Source organism: Mycobacterium sp. NGS26, from assembly GCF_059813025.1.
The window spans coordinates 1,086,395-1,103,186 of sequence record NZ_JCALDU010000001.1; the positions used below are offsets into that span (position 1 = coordinate 1,086,395).

18 protein-coding genes are annotated in these 16,792 nt (G+C 70.3%); 4 read left to right on the forward strand and 14 right to left on the reverse strand.

The features are described from left to right. Positions 1–10: 10 nt before the first annotated feature. The gene (locus tag AC5Y6X_RS05315; RefSeq protein ID WP_499984976.1) at positions 11–1,003 is read right to left on the reverse strand and encodes a stage II sporulation protein M; all 993 of its coding nucleotides are present in this window, start codon (positions 1,001–1,003) and stop codon (positions 11–13) included. 38 nt (positions 1,004–1,041) lie between these two features. Between AC5Y6X_RS05315 and AC5Y6X_RS05320 the strand changes: the two genes are divergently transcribed. Next, positions 1,042–1,875 (forward strand): RDD family protein, encoded by an 834-nt coding sequence (locus tag AC5Y6X_RS05320; protein ID WP_499984978.1) that lies wholly within the window; start codon positions 1,042–1,044, stop codon positions 1,873–1,875. Here AC5Y6X_RS05320 and AC5Y6X_RS05325 read toward each other — a convergent pair. Then, entirely contained in the window at positions 1,872–2,261 is a 390-nt protein-coding gene (locus AC5Y6X_RS05325; protein ID WP_499984980.1) for a hypothetical protein, read from the reverse strand. The two genes, AC5Y6X_RS05320 and AC5Y6X_RS05325, sit on opposite strands and share 4 nt — an antisense overlap. A gap of 153 nt (positions 2,262–2,414) precedes the next feature. Between AC5Y6X_RS05325 and AC5Y6X_RS05330 the strand changes: the two genes are divergently transcribed. Beyond that, positions 2,415–3,107, forward strand: a complete 693-nt coding sequence (locus AC5Y6X_RS05330) for a PadR family transcriptional regulator (RefSeq protein ID WP_499984982.1) — start codon at positions 2,415–2,417, stop codon at positions 3,105–3,107. A gap of 75 nt (positions 3,108–3,182) precedes the next feature. On the opposite strand, the gene glpK is transcribed toward AC5Y6X_RS05330, so the two are convergent. Next, entirely contained in the window at positions 3,183–4,730 is a 1,548-nt protein-coding gene (gene glpK, locus AC5Y6X_RS05335; RefSeq protein ID WP_499984983.1) for a glycerol kinase GlpK, read from the reverse strand. A 65-nt stretch (positions 4,731–4,795) separates the two neighbouring features. On the opposite strand from glpK, the gene AC5Y6X_RS05340 reads away from it, so the two are divergent. Then, positions 4,796–6,268, forward strand: a complete 1,473-nt coding sequence (locus tag AC5Y6X_RS05340; protein WP_499984985.1) for a glutamate-cysteine ligase family protein — start codon at positions 4,796–4,798, stop codon at positions 6,266–6,268. A gap of 20 nt (positions 6,269–6,288) precedes the next feature. Then, entirely contained in the window at positions 6,289–6,972 is a 684-nt protein-coding gene (locus AC5Y6X_RS05345; RefSeq protein WP_499984987.1) for a class I SAM-dependent methyltransferase, read from the forward strand. A gap of 3 nt (positions 6,973–6,975) precedes the next feature. Here AC5Y6X_RS05345 and egtE read toward each other — a convergent pair whose 3' ends face one another. From egtE to AC5Y6X_RS05400, 11 genes are all read right to left on the reverse strand, one after another. Next, entirely contained in the window at positions 6,976–8,112 is a 1,137-nt protein-coding gene (gene egtE / locus AC5Y6X_RS05350) for an ergothioneine biosynthesis PLP-dependent enzyme EgtE (RefSeq protein WP_499984988.1), read from the reverse strand. Continuing rightward, positions 8,109–9,074, reverse strand: coding sequence for an L-histidine N(alpha)-methyltransferase (gene egtD, locus AC5Y6X_RS05355; RefSeq protein WP_499984989.1), 966 nt, complete (start codon positions 9,072–9,074; stop codon positions 8,109–8,111). Before egtD ends, egtE begins: the two co-directional genes overlap by 4 nt. After that, positions 9,071–9,775 carry an ergothioneine biosynthesis protein EgtC gene (gene egtC / locus AC5Y6X_RS05360; protein ID WP_499984991.1) on the reverse strand — a complete coding sequence of 235 codons (705 nt, stop codon included), beginning with the start codon at positions 9,773–9,775 and terminating at the stop codon, positions 9,071–9,073. Before egtC ends, egtD begins: the two co-directional genes overlap by 4 nt. Next, positions 9,775–11,067, reverse strand: a complete 1,293-nt coding sequence (gene egtB, locus AC5Y6X_RS05365) for an ergothioneine biosynthesis protein EgtB (protein ID WP_499984992.1) — start codon at positions 11,065–11,067, stop codon at positions 9,775–9,777. The genes egtC and egtB overlap by 1 nt, the downstream gene beginning before the upstream one ends. Further along, positions 11,064–12,326: an ergothioneine biosynthesis glutamate--cysteine ligase EgtA gene (gene egtA / locus AC5Y6X_RS05370; protein WP_499984993.1), complete on the reverse strand. Its 1,263-nt coding sequence runs from the start codon at positions 12,324–12,326 to the stop codon at positions 11,064–11,066. Before egtA ends, egtB begins: the two co-directional genes overlap by 4 nt. Before the next feature lie 113 nt (positions 12,327–12,439). Beyond that, the gene (locus AC5Y6X_RS05375) at positions 12,440–13,099 is read right to left on the reverse strand and encodes a sensor domain-containing protein (RefSeq protein WP_499984995.1); all 660 of its coding nucleotides are present in this window, start codon (positions 13,097–13,099) and stop codon (positions 12,440–12,442) included. Between the two features lie 19 nt (positions 13,100–13,118). After that, the gene (locus AC5Y6X_RS05380; RefSeq protein ID WP_499984996.1) at positions 13,119–13,547 is read right to left on the reverse strand and encodes an organic hydroperoxide resistance protein; all 429 of its coding nucleotides are present in this window, start codon (positions 13,545–13,547) and stop codon (positions 13,119–13,121) included. A gap of 58 nt (positions 13,548–13,605) precedes the next feature. Next, positions 13,606–14,073 carry a hypothetical protein gene (locus AC5Y6X_RS05385; protein WP_499984998.1) on the reverse strand — a complete coding sequence of 156 codons (468 nt, stop codon included), beginning with the start codon at positions 14,071–14,073 and terminating at the stop codon, positions 13,606–13,608. A gap of 104 nt (positions 14,074–14,177) precedes the next feature. Continuing rightward, positions 14,178–14,552: a hypothetical protein gene (locus tag AC5Y6X_RS05390; protein ID WP_499984999.1), complete on the reverse strand. Its 375-nt coding sequence runs from the start codon at positions 14,550–14,552 to the stop codon at positions 14,178–14,180. 94 nt (positions 14,553–14,646) lie between these two features. Then, a complete protein-coding gene (locus AC5Y6X_RS05395; RefSeq protein ID WP_499985000.1) occupies positions 14,647–15,603 on the reverse strand; it encodes a carbon-nitrogen hydrolase family protein in 957 nt (318 codons plus the stop codon). 89 nt (positions 15,604–15,692) lie between these two features. Further along, positions 15,693–16,787: a DUF4185 domain-containing protein gene (locus tag AC5Y6X_RS05400; protein WP_499985253.1), complete on the reverse strand. Its 1,095-nt coding sequence runs from the start codon at positions 16,785–16,787 to the stop codon at positions 15,693–15,695. Positions 16,788–16,792: the final 5 nt, after the last annotated feature.

The following is a 16,792-nucleotide window of genomic DNA, read 5'->3' on the forward strand; positions in this document are numbered from 1 at the left end:
TCGCTGCCGGCTACCGGGTGGGGACGACGTCGGGCGCGTCGTCGACGTCGCCCGTCTCCCCGGCCCTCGCGGCGCGACGGCCGAAGTGGACGATGTAGGACAGGAACGCCACCTCGGCGACGACGCCGATGCCGACGCGAACGAACGTCGGCAACGGCGCCGGCGTCACCAGCGCCTCGAGCAACCCGGACACCAGCAGCACACCGACCAGGCCGACGGCGACGGACACCACCGCGCGGCCCTGTTCGGCGAGCACCTGCCCACGCGGCCGGTCGCCGGGCGATATCACCGACCACCCCAGCCGCATGCCCACCGCCCCGGCCAGGAATACCGCCGTCAGCTCCAGCAGCCCGTGCGGAGCCAGCAGACCCAGCAAGATTCCGCCCTTGCCGGCGTGGAACATCAGTCCGGCGATCATGCCCAGGTTGGCGGCGTTCTCGAACAACACGATCGGGATCGGCAGCCCCAGCAGCACCGACAGCGCGATGCACTGCGCCGAGACCCACGCGTTGTTCACCCAGACCTGCAGCGCGAAGGCCGCGGCCGGGTGCTCGCTGTAGTAGGAGGCGACGTCGTGGTTGACCAATTGATCGATGTCCGTTGGGGTTCCGAGCGCCGATTGCACCTCCGGATTGCCGGCCACCCAGAACGCGATGACCAGCGCGACGCCGAAAAACGCCGCCGCCGTGCCCAACCACCATCGCCAGGAGCGGTAGGCCACCACGGGAAACGACACCGTCCAGAACCGGACGAACGCACTGCTCAGCGGCGCGTGGGCGCCCGTCACCGCGGAGCGGGTGCGCGCTATCAAGCTCGACAGCCGGCCGATCATCAGCGAATCGGACGATGCCGATCGCAGCATCGACAGATGGGTGGACACGCGCTGGTACAGCTCGACGAGTTCGTCGACCTCCGCGCCGGTCAGCGACCGGCGGCGCCTGACCAGCTGGTCCAGTCGATCCCAGGTGCCGCGATGGGTCAGCACGAATGCGTCGACGTCCACCCTGAGCAGCCTAATCGCAGCCTGTACCGTTCGGTGTTATGTCGGAGGTGGTGACCGGGGACGCGGTGGTGCTCGACGTGCAGATCGCCCAGTTGCCGGTGCGCGCCGTGGGAGCACTGATCGACATCACGGTGATGTTCGTCTTCTACCTGCTCGGGCTGATGCTATGGGCCGCCACCCTGACCCAGTTCGACAGCGCGCTGAGCGGCGCCGTCCTGGTCATCTTCACCGTGCTGGTGATGATCGGGTATCCGCTGGCGTTCGAAACCGCCACGCGGGGACGGTCGGTGGGCAAGATCGTGATGGGCCTGCGCGTGGTGTCCGACGACGGCGGCCCAGAACGCTTCCGGCAGGTGCTGTTTCGCGCGCTGGCCTCCGTGGTGGAGATCTGGATGTTCCTGGGCAGCCCCGCCGTCATCTGCAGCATGCTATCGCCGAAGGCCAAACGCATCGGCGACATCTTCGCCGGCACGGTCGTGGTGAGCGAACGCGGGCCGCGACAGGGGCCGCCGCCGGCCATGCCGCCGTCGTTGGCCTGGTGGGCGGCGTCGCTTCAGCTGTCGGGGCTGTCGCCCGGCCAGGCCGAGGTTGCGCGCCAATTCCTTTCCCGCGCACCACAACTCGACCGGCAGTTACGCCAGCAGATGGCCTACCGGTTCGCTGGCGACGTGGTGTCCCGAATCGCCCCGCCGCCGCCGCCCGGCGCCCCGCCGGAACTGGTGCTGGCCGCGGTCCTCGCCGAACGGCACCGCCGCGAGCTGGCGCGACTCCGTCCCGCCACGCCGCCGCCGCCGATGGGACCCTGGCCGCCCGCCGGGCCCGCCCCCGGCTGGCCGCAACCGCAGGACGGCGGCTTCTCGCCGCCCCGCTAGCTGGAGACGGCGATCGCCATCAGGGCGACGTCGATGATCAGCAACGCCCACCCGGCCAGCGGAACCGCGATCCCGCCGCGGTGCTTGGCGGTGAAGAACGAGACGACGATGACGAGAAAGGCCACCACGGGCGCGCCGTAGAACGCGACGCCGAAATCGATGCCCCCGCGGCCCAGGTTCGGGCAATTGTGACCGCTGCAGCCGTCGGTGCTCATCACGGCGCCCAGCGCGAAGAGCATCACGAGCGCGGCCGCCGGCACCGTGGACAGCGCCAACCCCCAGTTGATCCACGGCCAGACGTGGCGTCTGCGGCCCGGGCCCTGCGCAGTTCCGGTCGCGCCGCGGGTCCCGCTCTCGAACGTCACGTTGGGGTTATTTGCGTTCATCCCTCAGGTGCTACCCGTCGGCATTCAGGTGCAAACTGCCCCGTCATGGCGGATTTGGGGCTCATACGGTTGCATCGCGTTAGTTCGCGATATATCGTGATGCTTCGAAGCGCGCGCCCCTGCGCGCCCCATGAGACGTAAGGACTACGAACAATGACGAATCCCTTCATTCCGCCCGATGGTCCATTCGGCGGCCAGCCCGGCCTCGGGTTCGGCTTCGGCCCCGACCCCGCCCAGCGGCGTGCCCTGCATGACGCCAGGCGCCAGGCGCGACGGGAGTTCCGCGAACATGTCCGTGCACAGGCCCGTGAACACGCCCGCGACCAGGCCTTCGGGCCGGGTTTCGGACCGGGCTTCGGCCCGGGCTTCGGCTTCGGCCCGGGTGGTTGGCGTCGCGGCGGTCCCGGTCGCGGCCGGCGCGGCGACGTGCGGGCGGCCATCCTGGTGCTGCTGGCCGAGCGGCCGATGCACGGCTACGAGATGATCCAGCAGATCGCCGAGCGCAGTAACGGAATCTGGCAGCCGAGCCCCGGCTCGGTCTACCCGACGCTGCAGCTACTGGCCGACGAAGACTTGATCACCGCGGCCGAAACCGAGGGCAGCAAAAAGCTTTTCGAGCTGACCGAGCAGGGACGTGCGGCGGCCGAGAAGGTCGAGACGCCGCCGTGGGACGAGATCGCCAAGGGCGCCGACCCGGGCCACGTCAACCTGCGGACCGCCATGGGCCAGCTGTTCGGCGCCGTCGCGCAATCCGCGCACACCGCCAGCTCCGAGCAGCAGCAGCGCATCGTCGAGATCGTCAACAATGCGCGGCGCGAGATCTACGGCATCCTCGGCGAGGACTGACCCTCGTTTCCCCGCGAGCGCGCCCAAAATGCCGGCCGAACCGGCGTGTCGCTGTACATATGGGCGCGCTCGCGGCTACGAGACGTCGACCCAATCGAGGGTTCGCTGCACGGCCTTACGCCAGCCCGCATACCCGGCGGCGCGCTGCTCGTCGCTCCACGCCGGCGTCCACCGCTTGTCCTCCCGCCAGTTGGCCCGCAGGTCGGACGGATCCGCCCAGAACCCGACGGCCAGGCCCGCGGCGTAGGCGGCGCCGAGCGCGGTCGTCTCGGCGACCACCGGCCGCACCACGTCCACACCGAGCACATCGGCCTGAATCTGCATGCACAGCTCGTTGCGGGTGATGCCACCGTCGACCTTCAAAACCTCAAGGTGCACACCGGAATCCGCTCTCATCGCGTCGACCACATCGCGGCTCTGGTAGCAGATCGCCTCCAGCGTCGCGCGGGCCAGGTGCGCGTTCGTGTTGAACCGGGACAGCCCCACGATCGCGCCGCGCGCATCGGATCGCCAGTACGGGGCGAACAGGCCGGAAAACGCCGGCACGAAATAGACCCCGCCGTTGTCGGGAACCTGCCGGGCCAAGGACTCGCTCTGGGCCGCGCCGCTGATGATGCCCAGCTGATCGCGCAGCCACTGCACGGCCGATCCGGTCACCGCGATCGAACCCTCGAGCGCGTAAACGGGTTTGGCGTTGCCGAACTGGTAGCACACCGTGGTCAGCAGGCCGTTTTTCGACCGGACGATCGTCTCGCCGGTGTTCAGCAGCAGGAAATTGCCGGTGCCGTAGGTGTTTTTGGCCTCGCCCGCGGCCAGGCACACCTGACCGACCATCGCCGCGTGCTGGTCACCGAGGACCCCCGTGATCGGCACCTCGCCCCCGACGGGCCCCGTCTCGGTGGTCACACCGTACGGCTGCGGCGACGACGACGGCGCGATCGCCGGCAGCATCCGCCGGGGAATGGAGAAGAAGGACAACAGCTCGTCGTCCCAGTCCAGCGTCTCCAGGTCCATCAGCATGGTGCGGCTGGCGTTGGTGACGTCGGTGACGTGCACACCGCCGCGCGGGCCGCCGGTCAGGTTCCACAGCACCCAGGTGTCGGCGGTGCCGAAGAGCGCGTCACCGCGCTCGGCGGCCTCGCGCACCCCGTCGACGTTCTCCAGGATCCACTGCAGCTTCCCGCCGGAGAAGTAGGTCGCCGGCGGCAGGCCCGCCCGGGACCGGATGACGTCACCGCGGCCGTCGCGGTCCAGTGCCGACGCGATCCGGTCGGTGCGGGTGTCCTGCCAGACGATCGCGTTGTAGTACGGCCGCCCGGTGCGCCGGTTCCACACCAGCGTGGTCTCGCGCTGGTTCGTGATTCCCAGGGCCGCAATGTCTTCCGGTGCGAGGTTGGCGCGGTTGAGCACCGATGTCAGCACCGACGACGTGCGCTCCCAGATCTCGACCGGGTCGTGCTCGACCCAGCCGGCGCGCGGCAGGATCTGCTCGTGCTCGAGCTGGTGACGGGCGACCTCGGCCCCGGCGTGGTCGAAGACCATGCAACGGGTGCTGGTGGTGCCCTGGTCTATGGCGGCGACGAAGTCGGCCAACTGCTCTCCTTCAACGTTCTGTCCTGTCATCGTCCATGATGGTCTACCGCCCGTCGCGCTTGCGTTACCGCCGGTAAACCTGTTCCATCGGCTTTGTGGGCGAAGAGGTCAAGCGCACCGCCTATGACCGCGCACAGCGCAGTGAATACCGGCGCAAGGTGCAGCTGTGTGTGGACGTATTCGAGACGATGCTCACGCGGTCGCACTTCGAGTCCGAGCGGCCGCTCACCGGCATGGAGATCGAATGCAACCTCGTCGATGCCGACTACCAGCCCGCCATGTCGAATCGATATGTGCTGGACGCCATCGCCGACCCGGCCTATCAATCCGAATTGGGCGCCTACAACATCGAATTCAACGTGCCGCCCCGGCCGCTGCCCGGACATACCGCCCTGGATCTGGAGGCCGAGGTGCGGGCCAGCCTGAACGACGCGGAGACCAAGGCCAGTTCCGGCGGCGCCCACATCGTGATGATCGGCATCCTGCCGACGCTGATGCCCGAACACCTCGAGCACGGCTGGATGAGCGAGTCGAGCCGCTACGCCGCGCTCAACGAGTCGATCTTCAGCGCGCGCGGCGAGGACATCCAGATCGACATCGCCGGCCCGGAGCCGTTGAGCTGGCGGACCACCACCATCGCGCCCGAATCCGCTTGCACCAGCACGCAATTGCACCTGCAACTCGCCCCGGCGGAGTTCGCCGCCAACTGGAACGCCGCACAGGTGCTGGCCGGTCCGCAGCTGGCCCTGGGCGCGAATTCGCCCTACTTCTTCGGCCACGAGCTGTGGGCGGAGACCCGGATCGAAGTGTTCACGCAATCCACCGACACCCGGCCCGAGGAGCTGACCTCTCAGGGGGTGCGGCCGCGCGTGTGGTTCGGCGAACGGTGGATCACCTCGATCCTCGACCTGTTCAAGGAGAACATCCGCTACTTCCCAGCCCTGCTGCCCGAGTTGTCCGACGAGGATCCGGTCGCCGAGCTGGCCGCCGGACGCATTCCCGCGCTGCACGAATTGCGCCTGCACAACGGAACCGTGTACCGGTGGAACCGGCCGGTGTACGACGTCGTCGACGGGCGCCCGCACGTGCGCCTGGAGAATCGCGTGCTGCCGGCCGGTCCGACCGTCGTCGACATGCTGGCGAATTCGGCCTTCTACTACGGCATGCTGCGCAGCCTGTCCGAGGCCGACGACCCGCTGTGGAGCAGGATGAGTTTCACTGCGGCACAAAGCAATTTCGTCGCGGCGGCCCGGCACGGTATTCAGGCGCGGTTGCGGTGGCCGGGCCTGGGCCAGGTGGCGGCCCGGGAATTGGTGTTGCGCACGCTGCTCCCGATCGCCGACGACGGACTGCGCCGCTGGGGCGTCGACGCCGAGGTCCGCGATCGGTTCCTGAGCGTGATCGAGGGCCGCGCGACGACCGGCCGCAACGGCGCGAGCTGGCAGGTATCCACGGTGCAGGCGCTGCAGGACGGCGGGATGACGCGGCCGGCGGCGCTGGCCGAGATGCTGCGCCGGTACTGCGAGCACATGCACGCCAACGAGCCGGTGCACACCTGGCCGATGTAGGCGCGGGTACGTTGGGGACCATGTCGCCCGAAATCATGGACTGGGACAGCGCATACCGCGAGCAGGGCGCTTTCGAGGGTCCGCCGCCGTGGAACATCGGTGAGCCGCAGCCGGAGCTGGCGGCGCTGATGGATGCCGGCAAATTCCGCAGCGACGTGCTGGACGCCGGGTGCGGGTACGCCGAGCTGTCGCTGGCGCTGGCCGAGCGGGGCTACACCGTGGTCGGCATCGATATCACGCCCACCGCCGTCGCGGCGGCCACCAGGGCGGCCGAGGAACGCGGCCTGAGCACGGCCAGCTTCGTGCAGGCCGACATCACGTCGTTCACCGGTTACGACGACCGGTTCGCCACCGTGGTCGACAGCACGCTGTTTCACTCGCTGCCGGTCGAGGGCCGCGACGGCTACCTGCGCTCGATACACCGCGCCGCGGCCCCGGGCGCCGGCTATTTCGTGCTGGTGTTCGCCAAGGGCGCGTTCCCCGCCGAGATGGAAACGAAGCCCAACGAGGTCGACGAGGACGAGTTGCGCGCCGCGGTGAGCAAGTACTGGGAGATCGACGAGATTCGGCCCGCCCACATCCACGCCAACATTCCGACGAATCTTCCCGCCGACGCGCCGTTCGAGTTTCCGCCACACGAGCGCGACGAGAAGGGCCGGATGAAGTTTCCCGCCTACCTGCTCACGGCGCACAAGGCCGGCTAGGCCTCAAGCAGACAAGGCCGCCGTCGCCGCGGCCAGCGCCTCGGCGAACATCGCCAGGTCCTCGGCCGTCGTGTCCGCGTGCGGCGAGATCCGCAGCAGCGGCCCGGACAGTTCCAGGGGTGCGCGCCCGACCCCGACGTAGGTGGTCAGGATGCGCCGTTCGGCGAGCAGCCATGCGCGCACGGCCTGCGGGTCGGCGCCGTCGACCGGCACCAAAGTGGTGATGGCGCTGGGCTCTTCGACCTCTTCGATAACCGCCCATCCGGCCACAGAAGCCAGCGCGGTGCGGCTGGTCGCGCCCAACTCGGCCAGGCGCGCCCGCACCGCATCGGGCCCGCACGCCAGATGTTCGCCCAGCGCCACCGAAAACCCAACTCGCGCAGCCACATTCGCCTCACCGAATTCGAGCTGCTGCGCCACCGGCGCGCCCGCGGCCCACTCCGGCGCGGCCAGCCTCGGGTGCAACCGCTCCATCAGGTCGGGGCGCACGGCCAGCGCCCCCACCCCGCGGGGCCCGGCGATCCACTTGCGCGACGAGGAATACGTGGCGTCGGCACCCACCGCGCAGTCCACCTGACCGAGCGCCTGCGCGGCATCCACGACCAGCGGCAGGCCCAATTCGGCGCAGAGTTTCGCGACCATCGCCGTCGGCTGCACGACACCGCTGTGGCTGGCCACCGTGGTCAGGTGCACGAAATCGGGCGGGTCGGCCTCGAGGGCGAGCGCCGCGTCGTCGAGCGCCACCCGTCCGTCCTCGAGGGTCGGCAGTAGCCGGCGCTCGAACCCGTGGATCTCCATCAGCGCCAGGTTGGGACCGTATTCGCCGGGCAGGCAGGCCACCGTGCGGCGGTCGGCCGGCCAGCCGCCCAGCAGAAGATCCAGCGCGTTCAAGGAGCCGGTGGTGTACACAACCTGGGCGTCGGGCATCCCACTCAGCGCGGCGAACGCGGCGCGCCCAGCATCGAGCACGGGCGCGGCGGCCTCGGCGGCGACATACCCGCCGACTTCGGCCTCGTGGCGCGCGTGCCGGGCGGTCGCGTCGATCACCGCGAAACTCTGGCGCGAACACGCCGCGCTGTCCAGGTGCAGCCCGGCCGCCGGCGGGCGGGCCTCCCGCCATCGGACGGCCAGCTCGCTCACTTGACCGCTAGCGACAGCCCGAAGTCGCCCGCATCGTCGGTCCACCAACCGATGCGGCGCAGTCCCGCGCCGACCAACTCGGCGTTCACGCCCTCCGGGTGGAACTTGCACGACACCTCGGTCAGCATCTCCTCGCCGGCCGCGAAGTCGACGGTCAGCCCGAGCGCGCCGACGCGCACCCGCTGCCGGCGATCGGCCCGCAACCACATCTCGATGCGTTCCTCGCCCGCGTTCCAGCGGGCCACGTGCTGGTAGGCGTCGACGTCGAAGTCGGCGCCGAGTTCCCGGTTGATCACGGCCAGCACATTGCGATTGAACGCCGCCGTCACCCCGGCGGCGTCGTCGTAGGCGCGCACCAGCCGGCCGGTGTCCTTGACCAGGTCGGTGCCCAGCAGCAGGCTGTCGCCGGGCCGCATCACGCCGGACAGGGTCGCGAGAAAATCCGCGCGCGGCCCCGGTGTGAGGTTGCCGATCGTCGACCCGAGGAAGGCGAACAGGCGCCGGCCCCCGCCGGGGATCTCGGTCAGGTGCTCCTCGAAATCGCCGCAGACGGCCTTGATCTCGACGCCCTCGTACTCGCTCTGGATGGCGGTCGCCGCGGTGGACAGGATGCCGGCGTCGACGTCGAACGGCACGAACCTGCGCAGCGACCCGCGGTTGTGCAGGGCGTCCAGCAGCATCCGGGTCTTCTCCGACGTGCCGCTGCCCAGTTCGACCAAGGTGTCGGCCTCGCTGGCCGCCGCGATCTCGGCGGACCGGGCGCGCAGGATCTCGGCCTCGGCACGCGTGGGGTAGTACTCGGGCAGCCGGGTGATCCGGTCGAACAGCTCACTGCCGACCGAATCGTAAAACCACTTGGGCGGCAACGACTTCGGTGTGCTGCGCAGGCCCTCGGACACGTCGTGGCGCAGTGCCCGATGCGCCGAGTCGGCGGCGAGGTGATTGTCCAGCGACAGCGTCATCGAGGTCCTCTCGGCGAGTGGTCCAGCGGGGTCGTCGTGACACCCTGCGCGGTGACCTCGACCAGGTGGCGATCCGGGACGTCCTCCCAGTCGGGGTCGTCGTCGTACGGCTCGCTGGCCAGTACCACGCCGTCGGGGCGACGCAGGATGGACAGCGTGTCGCCCCAGGCCGTGGCGAGCAGCCGAGACCCGTTGGCGGCCAATATGTTCAGCCGGGCGATGGGGTCGGCCGTCCCGATCTCGACGATGGTGTCGCCCAGCGCGTCGAGTCCGCGCTCGAAAATCACGGCCGCGAGTATCGCGCTGTCGCAGACGGATTCGGCCGACGACGTCGCCGGCAGCACGGCGCGGTCGACCACGCCGTTGTGCGACAACAGCCAGCGGCCGTCGGTGAACGGCGCGGCCGCGCTGACCTCGATGGGCATGCCGACCGTCGCCGAGCGCACCGCGGCCACCACGCAGTGGCTGCGCAGCGCCGGCGCCACCGACTCGAACGAGGTGTCCCCCCACAGCGGCGCGGCGCTGCGCCAGCGCCGCGGCGTGTCGCCGTCGAAGAACCCGACGCCCCAGCCGTCGGCGTTCATCAGGCCGTGCTTTTGCCGGCGCGGCGCATAGGACTGCACCCGCAGCCCGTACGGCGGGTCCAGCACCAGCGAGGAGACCGCGACGTCGGCGCCGAGCCAGCCGAGGTGGCGGCACATCAGGCGCCCTCCTCGACGGACCAGGCCAACCGGACCCCGCAGAAGATCTGGCGGCGAAACGGGTGATCCCAGTTGCGGAAACTGGGCCGCAGGATGGACGGCTCCACCGCCCACGATCCGCCCCGCAGCACCCGGTAGTCACGAAAGAAGAACGGCTGGGAGTACCGCTCGTAGATCATCGGGACGAACCCCGGCCAGGGCCGCAGCGGCGAGGTGGTCCACTCCCAGACGTCGCCGAGCATCTGCTCGACCCCGTAGGCCGAGGCGCCGGCGGGGTAGGCGCCGACGGGCGCCGGGCGCAGCGCCGCGCCGCCCAGGTTGGCGAGCGCATCCGACGGGTCCTGCTCCCCCCACGGGTAGCGGCGCCTGCCGCCCGTCGCGGGATCCCACGCGCAGGCCTTCTCCCATTCCGTCTCGGTGGGCAACCGCGCGCCGGCCCACGCCGCGTAGGCCTCGGCCTCGAAAAAGCTGACGTGCTGCACCGGTTCGTCGTCGGGAATCTCCTCGACGCGGCCGAACCGGGTACGCGTTCGCCCGTCGGCGCTCCAGAATTGCGGCGTGGTCAGGCCGGCGCGCCGGCGGTGCTGCCAGCCGCGCGCCGACCACCAGCGCGACCTGTGGTAGCCGCCGTCGTCGACGAAGTGTCGCCACTCGCCGTTGGTGACCGGGACCCGGCCGATCCGGAACGCCGGCACGTCGACGACGTGAGCGGGGCGTTCGTTGTCCAGCGAGTAGGCTTCGGCGGCGGCGTCCACGCCCTGCACGAACGGGCCGCCGGGCACCAGCACCGACGTCCCGGCCACGCCCGGACGGCCCGCGGGCAGGGCGGGCCCGTCGAGCAGCAGCGGCGCGCCGGTGCGCAGGTTCAGGGCCTGCAGCATGGTTTCGTCGTGCTGGTTTTCGTGGCTGACCACCATCGCGTACGTGAAGGACGCGTCGGGGTCGTCGGGCAGGGCATCCAACGCGTCCAGCGCGACGGATCGCACTGTGCGGCAATAGGATCGGGCCCGCTCCGGGGACAGCAGCGGCAGGTCGGCGCGGCTGGCGCGGGAGTGTTCGAACGCGTCGTAGAGGCCCTCCACCGCGGGGGGCAGCAGCCCGGGCCGGCGCGGGTCGCCGCCGCGCAACAGCCACAGCTCCTCCTGCTGGCCGATGTGCGCCAGGTCCCACACCAGTGGGCTCATCAACGGGTCGTACTGGCGACACAGCTCGGCGTCGTCGAAGTCGGTCAGGCGCAGCGTCCGGGTCCGCGCCCGTTCCAGATCGTCGGCAAGCCGTTCCCGGGGAGTCACGGCCCCCCTCGCGCCAAGTGCGCGACCGTGGCGGCGATGCCGTGCTCGATCACGCGGTCGGAGAACTCGTCGCCGGGACATCGGCCCCGCTCGACGCAGTCGGTCAACCGCTGCATCGCGTCGGTCAGCTCGGCGGGCGCCTGCTCGGCGGCGGCGGCCACGCACCGATTGGCCGCCTCGTACAGCCGCCGATCGCGCAGACCGGCCTGGGCCGCGGCGTCCCACGCGGTGGCGACCGGTTCGACGGCCTCGGCGGCGACGCCGGCGGCGACCGGGTGGTCGAGCAGGGTCACCAATGTGAACACCACGGCGGGCCAGAAGGCGTCGGGCACGCTGTCGAGGTAGCGGATTTCCAGCCACCGCCTCGGGCGTACCGGCGGGAACAGGGTGGTCAGGTGGTATTCCAGGTCGGCGATCGTGGGACGGCGATCGCCGAGCAGCACCCGGCCGTCCACCCAGTCGGCGAACGGCACCCAGTGCGTGACGGCCACCGCGTCGGGGCTGTGCACCAGCATCACCGGCGCCTTCAGGGCGTACCGCGCCCAGTCGGTGCCGGGGTCGTCGCCGCTGACACCCAGGATGGGCCCGCAGCGGGCCGAGTCCATCTGGCCCCACACGCGCTGCCGGGACGAGACCCAGCCGGTGAACTCGCCGCCCAGCATCGGTGAATTCGCCGCGATCGCGATCATCGTCGGCCCCAGGGCATGCGCGAGCCGGACCCGCGCCGCCCAGCCGTCCTGCGGCCCGGCGTCCACATTGACCTGAATCGAAGCGGTGGACGTCATCATCGCGGCGCCCGCCTCCCCGGATTCGCTGGCGGCGAAGAACTGTTCCATCGCGCGGTAACGCGCGCCGGGATTGATGCGCTTGGGCGGCCGCAGCGGATCCGCCCCGAGGAACACCAGGCCCAGCCCGGCGTCGGCGAAGGCCGACCGCAGCACGGCCTGGTCCCGATTCATGGCGTCGATGGCCGCCAGCGCGCCGTCGGTGGGCGGCCCGGACAGTTCGACGGCGCCGCCCGGCTCCACGGTGACGACGCTGCCGCCCGGCAGGGCCGGCAACGGATCGAGCACGTCGCTGATCTCCGTCCAGCTCGGCCGCCGGTGGGGATCGGCCGGGTCATGGCAGTGCCCCTCCACCTCCAGGCCGACGCATCCCAGCGGAGCGTCCACCAGGCAGCCGTCGGCGATGTATTGCGCCGCGGCCGTCGAGCTGGCCATCTCGGCCTCGAGCGCGGCGGAAGCGGCGGCGGACGTCATATCACGATCCCTCCGCGCCCGGCCACATCACCGAGCGCAACGTTGCGCAGCTATCGCGGCGATAGCCACCGTCTCTTCATCTTCCAGATCGCCCCGACATATTCCCGGCCCGTTTACTGACCCAGCGCGTTCTGCATGGCCCCGGCCAGCACGTTGACGGCGGGTCCGGCGTTGCCAGACTGGCAGACCTTGGCCTGCAGCAACACGTTTTCGCGCAGCCGGGTTTGATCGAAGCAGCGACGATCGGTGCCCGCTTCCTGCTTGGTCCAGTTGGCATCGGTACCGGTGGCCGGCCCGCCGTCGAACGACCACACCTGGGTGGAACCGTTTTCCAGATGCATCGCGGTGGTCTGCCCCGAGCAACCCACCGTTCGATCCACCACCCGATGGAACGCCCGCGCCGCGGCGTCGTTGTTGGCGAACACCCCGACCGCCTGCCTGACGAGGTGGGTCTGGTCGTTGGCCGACGTCTGCGTGGTGGCGCCGTTGAACGATGCCAGGTCGGGATCGTTGTACACCTCGGGCAACCCGATGTCGGCCCAGTTGTTGCATTCGGCGACGTCGACCCAGAAGCCCTGGAACGGCTGGGTGAACACCGACTCCCAGCCCATCGGCCCGCCGACGATGTTGCCGACCGATCCCTTGCCCTGGACCGCGTAGGACACCACTCCCGGCTCCGAGGGGTGGGCGCTCGCGACCGGGATCGCCAACGCGCCGCCGACGGATGAGCCGACGGTCACGCCGATGGTCGCCACCGCGGCACAGATCCGCATTGCTGGATCCAATGCCGGTCTAGACCTTGGCGGAGACGCCGACGTCGACGTTGCCGCGGGTGGCCTTGGAGTACGGGCAGACGTGATGTGCCTGCTCCATCAGGTCGTCGGCGACGCTTTGTTCGACGCCCGGCAGGTAGCCGACGATCTTGCCGGTCAGCCCGAATCCGCCCTCGGAGTCCTTGCCGAAGCCGATCTCGACGCTGACGTTGGTGGCGTCATCGAGCGTGACCTTCGACTTGCCGGCCACCAGGCGCAGCGCGCCCAGGAAGCAGGCCGCGTACCCGGCGGCGAACAACTGCTCGGGGTTGGTGCCCTCGCCGCTGCCGCCCATCGCCTTCGGCGGCCGGGTCTCCAGGTCGATGCGGCCATCGTCTGACTTCACGTGGCCGTCGCGACCGCCGCCGGTCGCGGTGGATTCCGTGGTGTAAACGACTTCAATGGTCATGGGTCTCGATCATGCCAGGACCGCTGCCCGGCGGCGAACGTCGCGGGGGTGACCCCGCCTAGGGGCGCGGGGTGCCCGGCGCGTTCGGGACCGGCGCGGGCGCGCTCGTCGTCGGCGACTCGGCGGGACCACCCGGGCCGCCGGGCGGCATCATCCCCGGGCCCCCGGGTGGCATCACTCCCGGGCCCCCGGGTGGCATCATTCCCGGGCCCCCGGGTGGCATCATTCCGGGGCCGCCGGGTGCATATCCCCACGGTCCGCCCCACGGCCCACCCCGGCCGCCGGGGCCACCGGGGCCGAACATCATGCCGTGATGGTGGTGACGGCAGTGGTAGTCGTACCCGACGACCGTGACGCCGGCGAAAAACACTGTGGCGAGGATGAACACGATCCCGGCGACGATCACCACCCACGCGGCGGCCACAAAGACCTTCGGGGGCTTGACCCGCTCGTGGGCCGGCGGTGCCGGCGGCGGCACGGCGGCGGGGGGAGGCGGTTGCGTCGTCGGTTCAGGTGTTTCGCTCATGCCTCGATACTTGCAAACGTTGCTGTGAATTGCTCGTGCCAAGAAGGGTGGCCCCCGCGCTCGAGCGAGCGCGGGGCCACACGCTGTCGGTTAGGAACTTCCCCCTACGGCGTCCGCGACGGGGCGACGGACGACGGGATCTGGCTCGGGCCCGGCGCGCCGGGGGTCGCGGCCGCCGGTCCACCCGGAGCACCCGGAGCGTTCGCGCCCGGCCCGCCACCCGGACCACCGGGACCGAATCGATGCATCATCGCGTGGTGCTTGTGGTGGTGGTGATGGTGGTGGCCGCCGCCGCGGTGGCCGAGGGCCATCCCGGTGAAGAAGATGACCGAGACGACGAACACGATCCCGGCGACGATGGCGACCCACGCCGCGGCGATGAAGACCCGGGGGGTCTTGTATGGCGCGGGTGGTGTCGCGGGCGCCGGTGCAGTTGCGGTTGAGGTCCGCACAGTCGGGTTTTCAGATGTTTCACTCATGAGACAAATGATGCGGGGGTAAACAATGGTTCCCGCTATGCGTCAGTTAAGCACCAGCTATGAGCTGAAACGCCGCCTCAGCTGGCGAAACCGCTCACACCCCGGCGTATCGTCCCGGATTGATTTCGCGCGCCACATGCCGGCGGTAGTACCGCCTGCCGTGCAGCCGCTGGTAGTGCCACGTGGCGGTCGGCAGGAGCCCACGGCGATGCAGCCAAAAGCCCTTCGGCGGTTGCGCTTTCGGTGTCCGACGGCCGACGACGACATCGGCGACGACGACGCCGGCGCCCTCGTCGGCGGCGCGCGACCCGAGGACCGCGCCGTCGGCGGCGACGATCATCGTTCCGCCCTCGAATCGGCCGCTGTAATCGATTGGCAGCCAAGGCATCCGGCATCGCAGGGCACCGGCGTGCGCGGCGTGGAGCACCGGCGCGCCGACATATCCGGCGAAGGACGCGGCGGCCCGCCACGCGGTTGCGGCGTTGCGGCTTTCCATCCGGCGGAAGACGGCCGACGGGTGCCAGCACGGAACCGACCACCAGCCCGACCCCGTCATGGCCAGGTCGATGCGCCCGCGGAGCCGGTGCACCGTCTGCGTGCGCATGAGCTCCCAGCACACGGCGGCGCCCACGGTGAGCTCGCCCGCGGAGATCACGCCGTCGTCGTGGCCGCCGATGTAGAACGCGTTTTCCCACATGGTCGGCAGGTCCTTGTCGTGGCGGCCCGCCACGCCCTCGGCGGTCACCAGCAGGTAGGCGTTGCGCACGTGCCCGTCGTCGTCCCTGGCCAACAACGACCCGCCGATCATGGCGCCGTGGCGGCGAGCCAGGCTCACCAGCAGTTCGGTGGCGTGGCCATCGGGCGGCAGCGCGGCGTGGGCGAGTTCCGGCAGAAAGCCGATGCCGGTGGTGAAGAACTCCGGCAGGGCGATCACGGTCGCGCCGGCGGCCGCGGCCTCATCGACCAGGGTTTCGACGGCGGCGAGGTTGGCGTCGACGTCGGCGGGGACGGCGTCCAACTGGACGGCGGCAGCACGCAGGCTTGTATCCATACGTCGATGCTCACCCGCGGGCGACATGGCAGCAAGGACAATGCCCGGACGATTCGCGCCATCAGGCGACCCCCAGCCGCCCATACCGGCTAATCCGGCTTGAACGGGTTGACCGCGAACTGGATGACCCGGTACGGCGCGGCCACCCGCGCGCGGGTGTCCCACTGGCTGACGAAGATACGCAGCTCGTCAAGCGTGGAACCGGGCGAGATGTACCCGCCGTACGGCTGCGCCAGCCGGTTGTCGTACGGCGGCGGCAGGCTTTCCGCCGGCTCCGGCCACTCGTCGTGCTGCACCACCGTCGTCACCGGCGCGGTGCCCAGCGACGTCGGGTCGTTGGCGACGCGGACCTCCATGTTGCCGTTGCCGGAGTTGAAATATGACAGCACCGCCTTGCCGTCGATCTCGCGGATGCACATCTCGCCCACCTGGTCGGGCCATAGCGGCGTCGGCGGCTTGTTCCAGCCGCCATCGGCAGCCCAGCCCTGCCACCGGGACCGGTCGGTGAACGCCTGCGGCGTGGCCCGATACAGAAACACGGGATCCCTGCGGGTGAAGCTGTTGGCGACGATGTACACCCAGCCGCTCGGCGAATCGGGGGTCGGGACCGGGTCGTAGTACCCGCTGATCTGCGTTTGCACGCCGTTCTGATACGACGCCACGCGCCGCGACCCGGGGACCGTCTGCCAGCCGGCGCGCGCCGGCTCGGCCGCCACCAACCGCGAGTTCAGCGGCTCGAGGTCGCGCGTCGTCGTCACCAACAGGTAGTTGCGCCGGTTGATCTCCACCACCCCGGCGGGCAGCTGCGAATCCCCCGGCGGCGTCGGATCGGCCAGAAGCGGCCTGTTGATTCCGGTGACGCCGGTGTAGCGGACCCCGGCGGGATCGTCGACGGACGCGGTGTCGACGTGCAGCGCGACCGGCGAATACCAGCCGCCGAACCCGACGCCCTGACCGGCGAAGCTGTCGCCGCAGACCTGCAAAAGCTCGGTGGGGAACGCGACGAAGTCGCACAGGTCGGTGGCGCCGATACCGTAGTCGCGGGTGGGGGTTCCGGTGCCCGCCGTCGGGCCGATGCGTATCACCTGACCCGGTGCCAGCGGCTGCAGCACGGGCTCGGGCTGTGGTGCCGGCGGATCGGCGTGTGCAATCGAAAGCGACTGCGGCGCAAGCAAACAGACCATCGACG

Excerpts from the sequence above, each read along its gene's own strand:
- AC5Y6X_RS05320 (WP_499984978.1), top strand. The coding sequence starts at position 1,042 with ATGTCGGAGGTGGTGACCGGGGACGCGGTGGTGCTCGACGTGCAGATC.
- AC5Y6X_RS05325 (WP_499984980.1), bottom strand. The coding sequence starts at position 2,261 with ATGAACGCAAATAACCCCAACGTGACGTTCGAGAGCGGGACCCGCGGC.
- AC5Y6X_RS05330 (WP_499984982.1), top strand. The coding sequence starts at position 2,415 with ATGACGAATCCCTTCATTCCGCCCGATGGTCCATTCGGCGGCCAGCCC.
- glpK (WP_499984983.1), bottom strand. The coding sequence starts at position 4,730 with ATGACAGGACAGAACGTTGAAGGAGAGCAGTTGGCCGACTTCGTCGCC.
- AC5Y6X_RS05345 (WP_499984987.1), top strand. The coding sequence starts at position 6,289 with ATGTCGCCCGAAATCATGGACTGGGACAGCGCATACCGCGAGCAGGGC.
- egtD (WP_499984989.1), bottom strand. The coding sequence starts at position 9,074 with ATGACGCTGTCGCTGGACAATCACCTCGCCGCCGACTCGGCGCATCGG.
- egtC (WP_499984991.1), bottom strand. The coding sequence starts at position 9,775 with ATGTGCCGCCACCTCGGCTGGCTCGGCGCCGACGTCGCGGTCTCCTCG.
- egtA (WP_499984993.1), bottom strand. The coding sequence starts at position 12,326 with ATGACGTCCGCCGCCGCTTCCGCCGCGCTCGAGGCCGAGATGGCCAGC.
- AC5Y6X_RS05375 (WP_499984995.1), bottom strand. The coding sequence starts at position 13,099 with ATGCGGATCTGTGCCGCGGTGGCGACCATCGGCGTGACCGTCGGCTCA.
- AC5Y6X_RS05380 (WP_499984996.1), bottom strand. The coding sequence starts at position 13,547 with ATGACCATTGAAGTCGTTTACACCACGGAATCCACCGCGACCGGCGGC.
- AC5Y6X_RS05385 (WP_499984998.1), bottom strand. The coding sequence starts at position 14,073 with ATGAGCGAAACACCTGAACCGACGACGCAACCGCCTCCCCCCGCCGCC.
- AC5Y6X_RS05390 (WP_499984999.1), bottom strand. The coding sequence starts at position 14,552 with ATGAGTGAAACATCTGAAAACCCGACTGTGCGGACCTCAACCGCAACT.
- AC5Y6X_RS05395 (WP_499985000.1), bottom strand. The coding sequence starts at position 15,603 with ATGGATACAAGCCTGCGTGCTGCCGCCGTCCAGTTGGACGCCGTCCCC.
- AC5Y6X_RS05400 (WP_499985253.1), bottom strand. The coding sequence starts at position 16,787 with ATGGTCTGTTTGCTTGCGCCGCAGTCGCTTTCGATTGCACACGCCGAT.